At 71.9% G+C, this 14420-nt stretch carries 11 protein-coding genes; 6 read left to right on the top strand and 5 right to left on the bottom strand.

Translation table 11 applies throughout. The features are described 5' to 3' along the window. Positions 1 to 64: 64 nt before the first annotated feature. Positions 65 to 2305: an alpha/beta hydrolase-fold protein gene (locus ACYVK7_RS11705; protein WP_460887853.1), complete on the bottom strand. Its 2241-nt coding sequence runs from the start codon at positions 2303 to 2305 to the stop codon at positions 65 to 67. A gap of 338 nt (positions 2306 to 2643) precedes the next feature. Further along, complete coding sequence (locus ACYVK7_RS11700; protein ID WP_460887852.1) at positions 2644 to 3198, bottom strand: GNAT family N-acetyltransferase; 555 nt, start codon at positions 3196 to 3198, stop codon at positions 2644 to 2646. Positions 3199 to 3446: 248 nt separating this feature from the next. Between ACYVK7_RS11700 and ACYVK7_RS11695 the strand changes: the two genes are divergently transcribed. Both ACYVK7_RS11695 and ACYVK7_RS11690 read left to right on the top strand, forming a co-directional pair. Continuing rightward, positions 3447 to 4673, top strand: a complete 1227-nt coding sequence (locus tag ACYVK7_RS11695) for a pyrophosphate--fructose-6-phosphate 1-phosphotransferase (protein ID WP_460887851.1) — start codon at positions 3447 to 3449, stop codon at positions 4671 to 4673. Positions 4674 to 4704: 31 nt separating this feature from the next. Further along, positions 4705 to 6066, top strand: a complete 1362-nt coding sequence (locus tag ACYVK7_RS11690; RefSeq protein WP_460887850.1) for a class II 3-deoxy-7-phosphoheptulonate synthase — start codon at positions 4705 to 4707, stop codon at positions 6064 to 6066. Positions 6067 to 6083: 17 nt separating this feature from the next. On the opposite strand, the gene ACYVK7_RS11685 is transcribed toward ACYVK7_RS11690, so the two are convergent. Next, positions 6084 to 6449, bottom strand: a complete 366-nt coding sequence (locus ACYVK7_RS11685) for an Rv2175c family DNA-binding protein (RefSeq protein ID WP_460887849.1) — start codon at positions 6447 to 6449, stop codon at positions 6084 to 6086. Between the two features lie 125 nt (positions 6450 to 6574). On the opposite strand from ACYVK7_RS11685, the gene pknB reads away from it, so the two are divergent. After that, positions 6575 to 8455, top strand: coding sequence for a Stk1 family PASTA domain-containing Ser/Thr kinase (gene pknB, locus ACYVK7_RS11680; RefSeq protein WP_460887848.1), 1881 nt, complete (start codon positions 6575 to 6577; stop codon positions 8453 to 8455). 78 nt (positions 8456 to 8533) lie between these two features. Here pknB and ACYVK7_RS11675 read toward each other — a convergent pair whose 3' ends face one another. Then, positions 8534 to 9682: a polyprenyl synthetase family protein gene (locus tag ACYVK7_RS11675; RefSeq protein ID WP_460887847.1), complete on the bottom strand. Its 1149-nt coding sequence runs from the start codon at positions 9680 to 9682 to the stop codon at positions 8534 to 8536. A gap of 9 nt (positions 9683 to 9691) precedes the next feature. Beyond that, a complete protein-coding gene (locus tag ACYVK7_RS11670; RefSeq protein ID WP_460887846.1) occupies positions 9692 to 10261 on the bottom strand; it encodes a hypothetical protein in 570 nt (189 codons plus the stop codon). Positions 10262 to 10392: 131 nt separating this feature from the next. Here ACYVK7_RS11670 and ACYVK7_RS11665 point away from each other — a divergent pair, with 131 nt between their 5' ends. From ACYVK7_RS11665 to ACYVK7_RS11655, 3 genes are all read left to right on the top strand, one after another. Next, complete coding sequence (locus ACYVK7_RS11665; protein WP_460887845.1) at positions 10393 to 11751, top strand: DUF4192 domain-containing protein; 1359 nt, start codon at positions 10393 to 10395, stop codon at positions 11749 to 11751. A 40-nt stretch (positions 11752 to 11791) separates the two neighbouring features. Next, a complete protein-coding gene (locus ACYVK7_RS11660; protein ID WP_460887844.1) occupies positions 11792 to 12157 on the top strand; it encodes a universal stress protein in 366 nt (121 codons plus the stop codon). 305 nt (positions 12158 to 12462) lie between these two features. Beyond that, positions 12463 to 14136 carry an RNA polymerase sigma factor gene (locus ACYVK7_RS11655; protein ID WP_460887843.1) on the top strand — a complete coding sequence of 558 codons (1674 nt, stop codon included), beginning with the start codon at positions 12463 to 12465 and terminating at the stop codon, positions 14134 to 14136. Positions 14137 to 14420 lie beyond the last annotated feature (284 nt).

Below are 14420 nucleotides of genomic sequence, written 5' to 3'. Positions count from 1 at the left end.
CGGGCGCCGCACCGCGTGACTTCAACCGGTCGAAGTCACGCGGTGCGGCCGTCCGGCCCCGCCGCTAGGCGCCGGCGCTCTCCGTGAACAGTCGGGGGAGGAAGTCGATGAGCGACTTCTGCCAGACGTCCCAGCTGTGCGGACCCGGGATGATGGGCGCGAACTCGTGGTTCACGCCGCGGTTCTCCATGGCCGCGACCAGCTGCAGTGTCGCGCCGTAGGTGAAGTCCTGCACGTCACCCGAGTAGACGCGCAGCAGCTTCGTGCCCTCGTTGATGGCCTCGACGTCCGCGGTGGCCGGCGGCGCACCGAACGCCGACATGGCGCCGATGTAGCCGAACTCGCCCGGGTGCGCCCAGAGCGTGCTGAGCGTGTGGCCCGAGCCCATCGAGAGGCCCGCCAGAGCGCGCCGGTCACCCTCGGAGCTGATGTTGAACTGCTCCTCGGCGGCGGGCACGACGCGGGTCGTGATCTCCGTGGGGAAGTCCACGCCGTTCCCGTTGGCCATGACGACCACCATCGGCTCCATGGTGCCCCGCAGGTAGTGGTTGTCGAGGATGCGCTGGACGTACCCCACCTCGACCCAGTCGGTCCACGTCTGCCCGCCGCCGTGCTGCAGGTAGAAGACCGGGTACTCCTCGGCACGGTCCTCGTCGTAGTCCGGCGGCGTCCACACGTACGCCGACCGCTGCGTGCCGCCGCCCGCGGTGCTCGGGTAGCTCATGACGCTGACCTCGCCGCGCGCGTCGGCCGGCACCTGGGCGGTGTACCGACCGCGGATCGTGTCACCCTCGGCGGTGAAGGTGCTCCACGTCGGCTCCGAGAACACCGTCGTGGGGTTGTCGGCGTCCTTGTGGTCGACGCCGTCGACCACGAACTTGTAGTAGTACGAGCCGCCCTCGAGGGCCAGCGAGAGGCGCCACGACCCGTCGGCCTGCTTGACCATGTGGGTGCGCGGCCAGCTTCCGGCCGGGCCGAAGTTGCCCCAGACGGTGATGTTGTTCGCGTCGGCGAACTCGGTGCCGAGCTCGAAGGTGACCACGCTGTTCTCGTCGACCCACGGCGTCGGGGTCGTGCCCGGCGCCGGCAGCTCGTGCTCGACGAACGGCAGGTGCCCCTCGCTCGGGCCCTCGTCGTCGACCTCCTGGAAGACGCGTCCGGCGAAGTCGTGCAGGTTCTTCTGCCACGTGTCCCACGTGCCGCCGGTCTCAGGGTCCGACCCGTCGGGCTGGAACTCCACGCCCGCCTTCGTCAGCCGGTCGGCCAGCGCGACCGTGTCGTCGTACGCGGGGTCGGTGACGTTGCCCGCGTACAGCCGGACGACGTCGGTCGAGGCGTTGATCTGCTTGGCCTTTCCCCGCGAGATCGCCTTGTCGTAACCGCCCGAGAACGAGCCCACGCCGCCGAACTCACGCGGTGTGGCGACCAGGGTGCTCAGAGCCAGCTCCCCACCGCGACCGATCCCGGCGAGCGCGCGGCCCGACCCCTCGTCGGAGACGTTGAACGCCCGCTCGGCGGCCGGCAGCAGCTCCTTCGTCACGCCGGCCGGGCCCGCTGTGTCGGAGTCGCCCATGACGACCACCATCGGCTCGGCGTCCCCGTCGAGCGTGAGGTTGTCCATGATCTGGCCGAGCCGGCCCAGCTCGACCCACTCGCGGTAGCTCTGGCCCTCGTCCTGCAGCAGGTACAGCACCGGGTACTGCTCCGCACGGTCCGCGTCGTAACCAGGGGGCGTCCACACGAGCGCCTCCTTCCCGCGCTCCGGACCCTTGCCGTACTCGAGCGTCTCGAGCTCGCCGCCGCCCGCCACGTCGTCGAGCCACTCCGCTCCCGGCCCGGGGACGAACATCGTGCTGTAGGTGGGCTTCGACGTCACCTCCTGGGGTGCGTCGGGGTTGCGGAACGCGACCGCGTCCTGGTCCGCGGCGGGGCGCGCGGCGTACTGGTAGTAGTACAGGCCGGGCTCGAGAGGGCCGAGCGTGGCGGTCAGGTTCGCCCCGCTGGTCCCCATGTTGAGGTCGGTCCACGCCTTGCCCGGGCCGAAGTTCCCCTGCACCGCGACGGGCCCGTCCCCGAGGCCGGTCGCCTCGGTCACCGCCGCGCGAGGCACCGTGAAGCGGTAGACGTCCGAGATCGGGTTGTCCGGCACCTCGCTCACCCACGGGTCACCGCTGACCGCTTGCGCGGCAGCGGACGGCGCGACGAGCATCGCCCCCACCGCCACCGCGGTCGCAGCCGCGGCCGCGAGCGCTTGTCGTCCTCGCCGGACCGGGTGGGCCGGCCTTGCCTGAGATTCCATCGCCATTGACTTGCCTCTCGTTCGGACTTCGATGTCGTCGAGCACGAGGACCGGCGCCATGCCGTACCTCGCGGTTGACCGGTCACCGTGCGGGTGCCTCTGTCACGTCGGCGTCGGGTCCGGCACGGTGCCGTGCCCCGGACCGCCTCGGGTCATCTGCGTGCTTCCTTGCACGGTCTGATCGGTCGGCGGAACTTTATCGTTAAACCTGAGGCGCGACAAGGGCTGTTCCGGCCCGCGGGGCCTGCTGGCCGCGCCTGTTGACGCCCTTGTCGATGCCGGGTACTTTATCGATAAATATCGCCAGGATGGCGGGTGGCTCGAGGCCGGCCGGCGGGCGGCAGCTATGCGTGCCGGTTCGGCAGGCTGGTGAACGAGATCCAGGTGTCCGGCGGCAGGTCCGGGCGACCGGGCACGGCGCGGTGCTCCTCGTTCCACTCGTGCCCGGCGGCGGCGGTCGCCACCTCCCGCCAGAACCGCACGGCAGGCGGGTTGGTGTCCTGGAACGCGATCTCCCATCGGCCGGGGAAGCTCGTGAGCGCGTGCGCGGCGAGCTGCCGCCCGATGCCGGCCCGCCGTGCGCCCCGCACCACGAAGAACGAGCTGAGCACCCGGATCCGGCCGTCCAGGCCGCGCACCAGTGCGAACCCGACGGGTGATGCCGGGCCGCCGTCAGCGGGCTCGAGGTGTGCGACCAGCCCGCGCCACCCGGGTTCGGTGAACGCGGCGTCGAGCCGCTCGCGCCGGAACTGGCCGCTCGCGTCGGGGAGCGCGCCCGACACCTCTGACATGTCGTGCCGGAACAGGAGCCAGAGCCGCTCCAGGACGGGGCGGTCGGCGGGCGTGGTCGGGCGGATGCTCAGGCGAGGCGGGCGGGCCGCCGAAGAACGGATCGTCATAACAGAAAGCCTCCCGGGCCGCTAGGCACCGGGAGGCTCCTGGAGATCCTCTCACGCGCTGTGTGCCCGAGTCGAGCAGCAACTTCGCGTGGGCACGTGCGGGTTGCGGCTGGGCCATCAGGTGCTCATTCACCGGACGCGCCGGGCGTGGTCGCCGGCCGTCAGTAGGATGACGACGAAGGGTTCCGCGCGGGCGATCGCCGGCCGTGGTTCCCGTGAACTTTTCCCGATGAGAGGTGCTCCTGAAGATGGCTGTTCGTCGTGTGGCCCTGCTGACCGCCGGCGGCTTCGCGCCCTGCCTGTCGTCCTCGGTCGGCGGTCTGATCGAGCGTTACACCGAGCTCGACCCGGAGATCGAGATCATCGCCTACCTGCACGGCTACCACGGCCTGCTGACCGGCAACAAGATCGAGATCGACGAGGAGGCTCGCAAGCAGGCCCCCATCCTGCACCGTTTCGGCGGCTCGCCGATCGGCAACTCGCGGGTGAAGCTGACCAACGTCAAGGACGCCGTCAAGCGCGGCCTCGTCAAGGAGGGCCAGGACCCGCTGCACGTCGCCGCGGAGCAGCTCAAGGCCGACGGCGTGGACGTGCTGCACACCATCGGTGGCGACGACACGAACACGACGGCCGCCGACCTCGCCGCCTACCTGCACGACAACGGCTACGAGCTCACGGTCGTGGGCCTGCCGAAGACCATCGACAACGACGTGGTGCCGATCAAGCAGTCGCTCGGCGCGTGGACCGCGGCCGAGGAGGGTGCCAGGTTCGCGGCCAACGTCATCGGCGAGAACCGCGTGGGCCCGCGCATGCTGATCGTGCACGAGGTCATGGGTCGCCACTGCGGCTGGCTGACCGCCGCGACGGCCGGGAAGTACCGCGAGTGGCTCGACGAGCAGGAGTGGGCCCCTGCGCTGGGCTTGTCGCGCGAGCGCTGGGACGTGCACGCGGTGTTCCTGCCGGAGCTGGAGATCGACCTCGAGGGCGAGGCCAAGCGCCTGCGCGGCGTCATGGACGAGATCGGCAACGTCAACATCTTCCTGTCGGAGGGTGCCGGCATGCACGAGATCGTGGCCCAGCTCGAGGCGGCGGGCGAGACGGTGGAGCGCGACCCGTTCGGGCACGTGAAGCTCGACACGATCAACCCCGGCCAGTGGTTCGCGAAGCAGTTCGCGGAGAAGCTGGGCGCCGAGAAGACGATGGTGCAGAAGTCGGGCTACTACTCGCGCGCCGCGGCCGCGAACAGCGACGACCTGCGTCTCATCAAGTCGATGACCGACTACGCGGTGGAGTGCGCGCTGCGCGGCGAGTCCGGCGTCATCGGCCACGACGAGGAGGACGGCGACAAGCTCAAGGCGATCGCGTTCCCGCGGATCGCCGGCGGCAAGGCGTTCGACGTCTCGCAGGAGTGGTTCGGCGAGCTCCTGGCGGACATCGGCCAGCCGCTCGTGCCGGCCGCCCCGACGGAGCACTGAGCACGGTGCGGGCACCACTGACGGTGAGCCGATGAGCACGGTCACCGACCCGGCCGAACGGTCGGCGGGCCTGACGGGCCTCGACCACTACCGCACGCTCACGGCGCTCCAGCAGCCGACGTGGCCGGACCAGGTCGCTCTGGCGGCCGCGACGGGCCGCCTGGCGCAGGCCGCGCCCATCGTGGTGCCCGCACAGGCCGACACCCTGACCGAGCGGCTCGCCGCCGCCGGCCGGGGCGAGGCGTTCCTGCTCCAGGGCGGGGACTGCGCGGAGACGTTCGCCGAGGCGAACGCCGACCGCATCCGCAACAAGGTCCGCACCATCCTGCAGATGGCGGTCGTGCTCACGCACGGCGCCAGCACGCCGGTGGTGAAGATGGGCCGCATGGCAGGCCAGTACGCCAAGCCGCGCTCCAGCGACACGGAGACGCGCGACGGCGTGACGCTGCCCGCCTATCGCGGCGACATGATCAACGGGTTCCCGTTCACGGCGGCCGACCGTACGCCCGACCCCGAGCGGCTCGAGCAGGCGTACCGGATCTCGGCGGCGACGGCGAACGTGGTGCGTGGCTTCACGCAGGGCGGTTTCGCCGACCTGCGCCAGGTGCACGAGTGGAACCGCGGATTCATGCGCAATCCCGCGTACGCGCGCTACGAGAAGACGGCGGACGAGATCGACCGCGCGATCCGGTTCATGCACGCGTGCGGGGCCGACTTCGACGCGCTGCGCTCCGTCGAGTTCTTCCTGAGCCACGAGGCACTGGTGCTCGACTACGAGCGCGCGATGACCCGCACCGACCAGCGCACGGGCCGTGCCTACGACACCAGCGCGCACTTTCTCTGGATCGGTGAGCGCACGCGCCAGCTCGACGGCGCCCACGTCGACTTCATGTCGCGCATCGCCAACCCGATCGGAGTCAAGCTCGGCCCCACGACCACCCCGCACGACGCCCTGGCGCTCACCGAGCGGCTCAACCCGGACAACGTGCCCGGCCGGCTGACGTTCGTCACGCGCATGGGCGCCGGCCAGGTCCGGGACGTGCTGCCGAACATCGTCGAGGCCGTGACCTGGTCAGGCGCGAACGTCACCTGGGTGACGGACCCGATGCACGGCAACACCATCACCTCGGACAGCGGGTACAAGACCCGGCGCCTGACGGACGTGCTCGACGAGGTCGCCGGCTTCTTCGAGGTGCACCGCTCCCTGGGCACGGTGCCCGGTGGCCTGCACATGGAGCTGACGGGCGACGACGTGACCGAGGTGCTGGGCGGTGCGGAGGAGATCTCCGACGCCGGCCTCGCACTGCGCTACGAGACGCTCGTGGACCCGCGGCTGAACCACCAGCAGTCGCTGGAGCTGGCCTTCCAGGTCGCGGAGATGCTCCGCGGCTGACGCGCTCACGACGAAGGTCAGAGCAGCGTCTGCGCCACCCGGCGCACGGCGGCCCGCTTGCCGTTGATCAGGGCGTCCACGGGCTTCTCGCCGAGCTCGTCGTTCGGCGTGAACAGCCACTCGAGGATCTCCTCCTCGCTGAACCCGGCGTCCGACAGCACCATCACGGTGCCGCGCAGGGTGGGGATCACACCGGGGCGGCCGTCGACCTCCGGCAGCACGAACCTGGCGGGCACCTGGAAGGTGGTGCGCTCGCCACGCTTGATGCCGACGACGTGCTGGTCGCGGACGAGGCCGCGTGCCTTGCCTACCTCGATGTCGAGGGCCTCGGCGAGGTCGGGCAGGGTCAGCCATTCGCCAACGAGGGCGTCGAGATCTGTCACGGTAGAAGGGTATGCGACGAGGCGGGGGCCGCGACGCCGCAACGATCCGGCAACGGCATCCTGTCCACTATGCGAGTTTCATTCGGAGCGTGGGCGGTCACCCGTACACTCCGAGCGTGGCTCAGGTGACGGCAGACTCTCTCATCGGCCGCCTGGTCGACGGGCGGTACCAGATCGTCGCGCGCGTGGCGCGAGGTGGCATGGCCACGGTGTACCGCGCGCACGACAACCGGCTGAACCGCGAGATCGCCCTCAAGGTGATGCACCCGCACCTCGCGGAGGGCGAGCAGGCGGCGAGCTTCCGGGAACGCTTCGAGCGCGAGGCGCGCTCGGCGGCCGGCCTGCAGCACCACGGCGTCGTGGCGGTCTACGACCAGGGCACCGACGGCGACATGCGCTACCTGACCATGGAGTACGTGCCGGGCACCAACCTGCGCCAGCTGATCCGCGACGGCGACCTCACGCTGCGCCGCTCGTTCGCGGTCCTCGACGTGGTGCTCTCCGCGCTCGCCGCCGCGCACGCCAAGGGCATCGTGCACCGTGACATCAAGCCGGAGAACGTGCTGCTGGAGCAGGGCACCGGCCGCCCCAAGGTCGCCGACTTCGGGCTGGCCCGCGCCATCTCCGAGGTGTCCAACACGACGACGGGCACCGTGCTGGGGACCGTCGCGTACCTCGCGCCCGAGACCATCTCCACGGGGCACGTCGACGCGCGCGCCGACGTGTACGCCGTGGGGATCCTCGCGTTCGAGATGTTCACCGGCCGCCTGCCGCACGCGGGCGAGGGGCCCATCCAGGTCGCGTACGCGCACGTGAACAGCGACGTGCCGCCCGTGAGCGCGTTCGCCGGGCACCTGGGCCGCCCCCTGGACCTCCTGGTCCGTGCCCTCACGGCTCGGGACCCGGACCGGCGTCCGCGTGACGCGGCCGTGGCGCTCGACGCGCTGCGGAACACCTTCCAGCAGATCCCGAACGAGGTGCTGGACATCCCGGCGAGCGCGGCGCCGCCGCCGTCGCAGGCCGCCGTCAAGGCGGCACGTACCGCGGTGGTGGAGCGGCCGGCCGCGGGGCGCTGGGTGGCGCAGCAGCCGCCACAACCTCCCGCGCCGCCCGCGACGAAGCCCCGGCGCGGGCGCAAGGTCCTGCTGGCTGTCGCACTCGTGGCGGTCCTGCTCAGCGCCTGGTGGTACACGGAGCGTGGCCCCGGCGCCTACGCGGTGGTGCCCGACGGCGTCGTCGGCGTGGCGGCGCAGGACGCGCAGGAGGCACTGACCGAGGCGGGCCTGACGCCGTCGAGCGTGGAGCAGCACGACTCCGAGGTGCCGGAGGGCGACGTGATCTCCGTGGTCCCCGACGAGGGGGAGCGCTGGAACCGCGACGAGCCGGTGCGCCTGGTGGTCTCCCTCGGGCAGGAGCTGGCCGAGGTCCCGGCGGGCCTGGTCGGCATGACCGAGAAGACGGCACGGACCGCGCTGCGGGACGCGGGCCTGGCCGATGTCGAGGTCTCCCGTGAGTACACGAACGACGGCGCGCAGGACGAGGTCATCTGGGCCTCGGTCCGCGACGGCGACATGGTGCCGACGGACGAACGGGTTCGGCTCACGGTGTCGGACGGGCCGCCGCCCGTGACGGTTCCGGAGGTCGCCGGACTCGGTGCCGACGAGGCCACGGCGGCGCTGGAGGCAGAGGCCTTCGACGTCGAGCGGCAGGAGCGGTTCGACGAGGAGGCCCCGGCCGGCACGGTGCTCGGTACCGATCCGGCCGGCGGGGCCGGCGCGCAGCAGGGGGACACCGTCACGGTTCTCGTCAGCAAGGGTCCGGAGGGTGCGGTGCCCGACGTCGTGGGGATGTCCGTCGAGGATGCCCAGACCGCCCTCGAGGAGGCCGGCTACACCGTCGTGGTGCGCGGTTTCGGCGAGCTGTTCGGTGACGGTGTCACCGAGACGGAGCCGGCGGCGGGCGAGCGGCTGAAGCAGGGCGGCGAGGTCACCGTCTGGACCTGGTGAGTCTGGACGTGGTGAGTCTGGACGTGGTGAGTCTGGACGCGGCGAGCCCGGGCTCGGTGAGCCCGTCGGGTGGCGGCGTCAGGAGGCCCGGTCGACCGCCGCGTGGGCCAGGTCGGTCAGTACGCCCCGGCCGGGCTCGGTGAGGTGCGCGAGGTCCAGCAGCGCGTGTGCCCGGACGGACAGGTCGGCGATGAGGTGCTCGACCGCGTCCAGCGCGCCCGAGCCGACGATGATCTCGCGGACGCGGGCGACGTCCTCCTCGGACAGGTCGGCGTCCCCCAGTGCGGCGGTCAGCGCGGCGGCCTCCGGCCCCCCGGGGTCGGGCAGCAGCGCCAGGGTGCGCGCCACGACCACCGTGCGCTTGCCCTCGCGCAGGTCGTCGCCCGCGGGCTTGCCCGTGACGGCAGGGTCACCGAAGACCCCGAGCACGTCGTCCCGGAGCTGGAAGGCCTCGCCGAGCGGCAGACCCGCCGCCTCGATCCCGGCGGCCGCCTGCGCACCCCGACCGGCCAGCAGCGCGCCGAGCGCCAGCGGGGCGGCGGCCGAGTAGCTGGCGGTCTTGGCGCGGAGCACCCTCCGTGCACGCTCCTCGTCGGAGGCAGGGTCGTCGCCCCACGGCTCGGCCTGGACCAGCACGTCGAGGTACTGGCCCACCACCACCTCGCTCTGCATGGCGTCGAAGCGGGCGCGGACCGCCTCGGCGACGTCGGCGGGCAGCGGTGCGAGCGCAGCCGACAGCTCGCGCTGGGCGGCGAGGAGCACGAGGTCACCGAGGAGGATCGCGGCGGCGTCGCCGAACCGCACCGACTCGCCGGACCAGCCGGCCCCGGCGTGCCGGGTGCTGAACGTCCGGTGCGCGGTGGGGCGGCCGCGGCGGGTGTCGGAGTTGTCCATCACGTCGTCGTGCAGCAGCGCGGCCCCCTGGAACAGCTCGAGCGCCGCACCCACCCGCACGGTCGCGGTGCGGGCCGGGTCCGCCCGATCGGCGGCGCCACCGTGCGCCCGGAAGGACCAGTAGCAGAACGCTGACCGCAGCCGCTTGCCGCCCATGAGCAGCGCCGCTGCCTCCTCGACCAGGGCCTCGGCGCTCGGGCTGATCGCGCTCACCTCCGCCGCCAGCCGGTCGAGGTGAGCGGTCACCGCGGCGTCGACGTCGGCTCGGAGGCCCTCGGTGTCGAGCAGGGCGGCTGGGTCGAGGGCGCCGGTACGCGCGGGTGAGACGGACACGGGCCCAGCCTATGCGGTGCGAACCGTGCCGCTGATCGAGGCGAGACGGCGCTCGCCGTCGTCGAGCACGCCCACGATGAGCGACTCCTGGACCTCACCGGACTTGGTCTCGGAGACCCGCAGGAACGCGGTCTGCGCGGAGAGCCCGCTCGACTCCGGTGCCTCGATCTGCTCGAAGCCCTGGTCGACCAGGATCTGCTCGACCTGCGCCACGAACTTCTTGGTCGGCAGGTTCGACGCGAGGTTGAGTGTCACCTGCGTCATCCGGATGCCCTTGGCCTTGGCGTCGCGTGGCGCGGGCGCCGGGCTGGCGGACGACGCGAGCAGGAGGGCGCCCTTCGGCACCGGGAACAGGTCGGGAGGGAACCCCTCGGCATAGGTGCCGACGGCGGACGCCGGGTCGAAGCTCGGGAACTCGGTGGGCCCGCCCGACACGTCGGACCGAGGCTCCGGGGTGCTCGCCGCCGCGGCGGCCGACGCCGGCGGCTCGGCCCCGCTGCCGCAAGCCCCTGTCGCCAGCGCCAGCCCGACGGCGGCGGCGAGCGCGGCCGTGCGACGGGTGGGGGCGAGACGAGGCACGTCGGACACCGTAGCCGGAGAGACCCTCGTGAGGACAGTGCAAGGGACGGAGCCCGACCACAGGGTGAGCCGTCGTCCACACCGGCCTCCTGAGCGCGCCGCGGCCCCGCGGGACGGCTGGGATCGAGGACATGAACCCCAAGGACACTCCCGCCCAGAACCTCGGCCGGCGATCCGCCGTGCCGAACGCGACGGTGGTCCGCGTCGCCGGACCCGAGGACCTGCTCGCCTACATCCCCTACCGGCTCGGCTTCGAGCCCGCCGAGTCCCTCGTCGCCGTGAGCCTGACCGGACCACGTCAGCGCGTCGGCCTCGTCGCCCGCGTCGACCTCGACGACCTGCGCCTGCGGCAGCCCGACGACCCCGGCGGACCGGACGGCGCGGCCACCGCCCGCTGGCTCGCCGACCACGTGGTCGCCGACGGCGCCGACCGCGCCGTGGTGGTCCTGTACACCGCCACCGACCCGACCGTGCCGACCGGAGCAGCCCGGCGGGCCGTCGACCTGCTCCGGGCACGCCTCGAGCGCCGGCTCCCCGGCACCGAGGCATGGCTCGTGACCCCTACGGGGTACCGCGCGCTCGACTGCGCCGACCCGACGTGCTGCCCCGCCGAGGGGCGCCCTCTGACCACGCTGCAGGGCAGCAGGATCGCCGCCCACATGGTGCTGGAGGGGCGCACGGTGGCCGGCACCCGGGAGGAGCGGTACGCCCTGCGGCCGGCGCCCGAGGCGGCCAGGACCCAGGCACGCCGGGCAGCCGCCCGCTGGAGCGACACTCACCGGCGCCTCCTGAACCGGACGAGATTTCCCGACGGCGGCGGGCCCGTCGACGGCACGGCACCCGTCGACGCCCCCGCGCGGCGCTCGCGCGGCCCTCTGGCGTCGTCGTCGCAGGCCCTGCGCGCCGAGCGGGAGCTGGCGGAGTGGGGCGCCCAGAGCCTCGATCTGTGGCGCTCCGCGGTCCGTGCGGCAGCCGGTGCCGGTCCAGGGCAGAAGGCGACACTGGCGCCGGTGGATCTCGGGAAGATCGGCGCGGCGCTCGCGGACACACCGGTGCGGGACGCCGTGCTGCTGAGCCTGGCGCCGGGTACGGAGGAGACGGCGTCGCGTACCGCCCGTCGGCAGGTGGACGGTGACACCGACACGGCCACGGGGGCGGTCATGGCGCGGATCGTCGACCCGGAGCTGGGAGTTCCTCCGGACGAGAAGCTCACGCGTGCGGCTCGCGACGTGCTGGAGGCGGTGGTCACCCACGTGCCACGCAACCGGCGCGCCCCGGCGTACCTGCTGCTGGCGCTGGTCGCGTGGTGGCACGGCGACGGCGGGCTGGCCGCCGAGCGGGTGGCGGACGCGCTCGGCGTGGACCCGGGCTACCGGCTCGCGCTGCTCCTGCGGGGGGCGATCGTCGGTGGAGTCCCGCCTGGCTGGGTGCGGCGGGAGCGGGTGCCGTTCCCCGGTGAGCAGGAACCGGGGGAAGCGGCGGCCGTGTGAGGGCACGTTCCGGGCGCCGCGTGGGGTAGCGTCGGTGGACATGACGATCGTCGTCGGCCACCTCGCCACGCCCGAGGGCCAAGAGGCTCTGCGTACCGCTGTCACCGAGGCCAGGGAGCGTGCGGTGCCGCTGGTCGTCGTCACCAACAGCAAGCAGCCGGCGGACGAGTGTCAGGCCGAGACCGACGAGCTGGTCGGCCGGCTCGCCGGCGACGTGGAGGTGCGCGTCGAGCACGGCGCGGCGGACCTCGCCGAGGACCTGATCCGTACCGCCACGAGCACGGGTGCCGAGCTGATCGTGATCGGCCTGCGCAAGCGCAGCCCCGTCGGCAAGCTCATCCTGGGCGCGGGTGCCCAGCGGATCCTGGTCGAGGCGCCGTGCCCGGTGCTGGCCGTCAAGGTCTGACGGGCTGTCGTCCGACGCGCCGCCCGGGCGGTGTCCGCCGGGCCGGTGTCGGGCCGGTGCCCTGGCCTGATCCGGCGCGGATTCGCGGGGCCGGGAATGGTGTGGGCGCCTCGTTCGTTGACTCTTGGCACGCGAGATCAGATACACCTGCGGGGCACGCCCGCCGGACGTGACTTCGCACTGACTTTGTCCATATCGCCGCGTTCGTCGCGGCAGACATGGAGGTCGACGGTACAATATATATGTTCGCCGACGGAAGCAGAAGGTCCAGTGAAGGCCCCGTCGGCGGTACACCGCCCCCTCGAATGCCGAAAGGTCGGTTTGTGGCGCCCACTCCGCTGAAAGCCCCCCAGGACATCGCTCCTGTCCCTGCACGCGACAACCTGCCCCGTGAGTTCGAGCATCCTGCCCTGCAGGAGCTCCTTGCTCGCGGCGCCGCCGACGGCTCGGTCGACGCCGAGAACTTCCGGCGAGCATGCGAGACCGCGGAGGTTGGTGACGCCAAGCGGCTCAAGGCGGTGCTGCGCGCACTGGCCAACGCCGGTGTGCAGGTCGGACTACCTACCGTGACGAAGGTGGCCGCCGCCGCGGCCACGCGCTCCACCGCGGTCGCCGCGAAGGCGCCCGCCGACGGTGACGAGACCTCCGCGAAGCCCGCTCGGCGTACCCGCTCGACGGCCGCGAAGACCACCGCCAAGAAGGCTCCCGCGCGGTCCGCCGCGAAGCCCGCGGACGTCGACGAGGTCGACGAGGTCGACGAGACCGAGCTGAACGACGTCGACGAGGCTGCCGCGACCACGCGGAAGAAGCCGGCGGCGAAGACCGCCGCCAAGAAGCCTGCTGCTCGCGGCAAGTCGAAGTACGACAACATCGAGCCCGACGGCGTCGCCGTCGACGACTCCGAGGAAGAGGCCGACGCCGGTCCCGAGATCGTCACCAAGGCGACTCGTGGACGCGGTGGCAAGGCGGCCAAGGAGGAGAACGAGAACTCCGGTTTCGTCGTCTCCGACACGGACGACGACGACCAGCCCGCGCAGCAGGTCGTCACGGCCGGCGCGACGGCCGACCCGGTCAAGGACTACCTGAAGCAGATCGGTAAGGTCGCGCTGCTGAACGCGGAGCAGGAGGTCGAGCTCGCGAAGCGGATCGAGGCCGGCCTGTTCGCGGAGGAGCGCCTCGCGACCACCGAGTTCGACCGGAACGACAAGGACCAACGCCGGTTCGAGCGCGACCTCAAGTGGATCGCGCACGACGGCAAGCGGGCCAAGAACCACCTGCTGGAGGCCAACCTCCGCCTCGTGGTCTCGCTGGCCAAGCGCTACACGGGCCGCGGCATGCTGTTCCTGGACCTGATCCAGGAGGGCAACCTCGGTCTGATCCGTGCGGTCGAGAAGTTCGACTACACCAAGGGCTACAAGTTCTCGACCTACGCCACCTGGTGGATCCGGCAGGCGATCACGCGTGCCATGGCCGACCAGGCCCGCACCATCCGCATCCCGGTGCACATGGTCGAGGTCATCAACAAGCTGGCCCGCGTCCAGCGCCAGATGCTCCAGGACCTGGGCCGCGAGCCCACGCCGGAGGAGCTGGCCAAGGAGCTGGACATGACCCCCGAGAAGGTGGTCGAGGTCCAGAAGTACGGCCGCGAGCCCATCTCGCTGAGCACGCCGCTCGGCGAGGACGGCGACAGCGAGTTCGGCGACCTCATCGAGGACTCCGAGGCCGTCGTGCCGGCCGACGCGGTGTCGTTCACGCTCCTGCAGGAGCAGCTGCACCAGGTGCTCGACACGCTCTCCGAGCGTGAGGCCGGAGTGGTCTCCATGCGGTTCGGCCTGCAGGACGGCCAGCCCAAGACGCTCGACGAGATCGGCAAGGTCTACGGCGTGACGCGCGAGCGCATCCGTCAGATCGAGTCCAAGACGATGTCGAAGCTGCGCCACCCCTCGCGGTCGCAGGTGCTGCGCGACTACCTCGACTGAGCTCCGACGGTCCTGGCCGGTCTTCCGACCTGGGCCTGACCCCAACGCCGGGCGGGTGAACTTTCTCCGAAGTTTCACCCGCCCGGCGTTGTCGTGCCGCGGGTGCCCTGCTGCGGATGACAGCGCTGGACAAAAAGGGCGTTGCGACCGCTGTTCGTCGCCGCCGGCGGACGTTACGGTAGCTCCTGGCAACGAAGCCGGCCGTGTTTCGGACCAGGAAGGTGACGCCGATGTCGCTAGCAAGGTCGCACCGCAGACACCCCTCCACACCCACCCCGCCAGGT

Source organism: Promicromonospora xylanilytica, assembly GCF_054782895.1.
The sequence above is the reverse complement of the archived record's forward strand: the minus strand, read 5'-3'. Positions and strand labels throughout refer to the sequence as shown.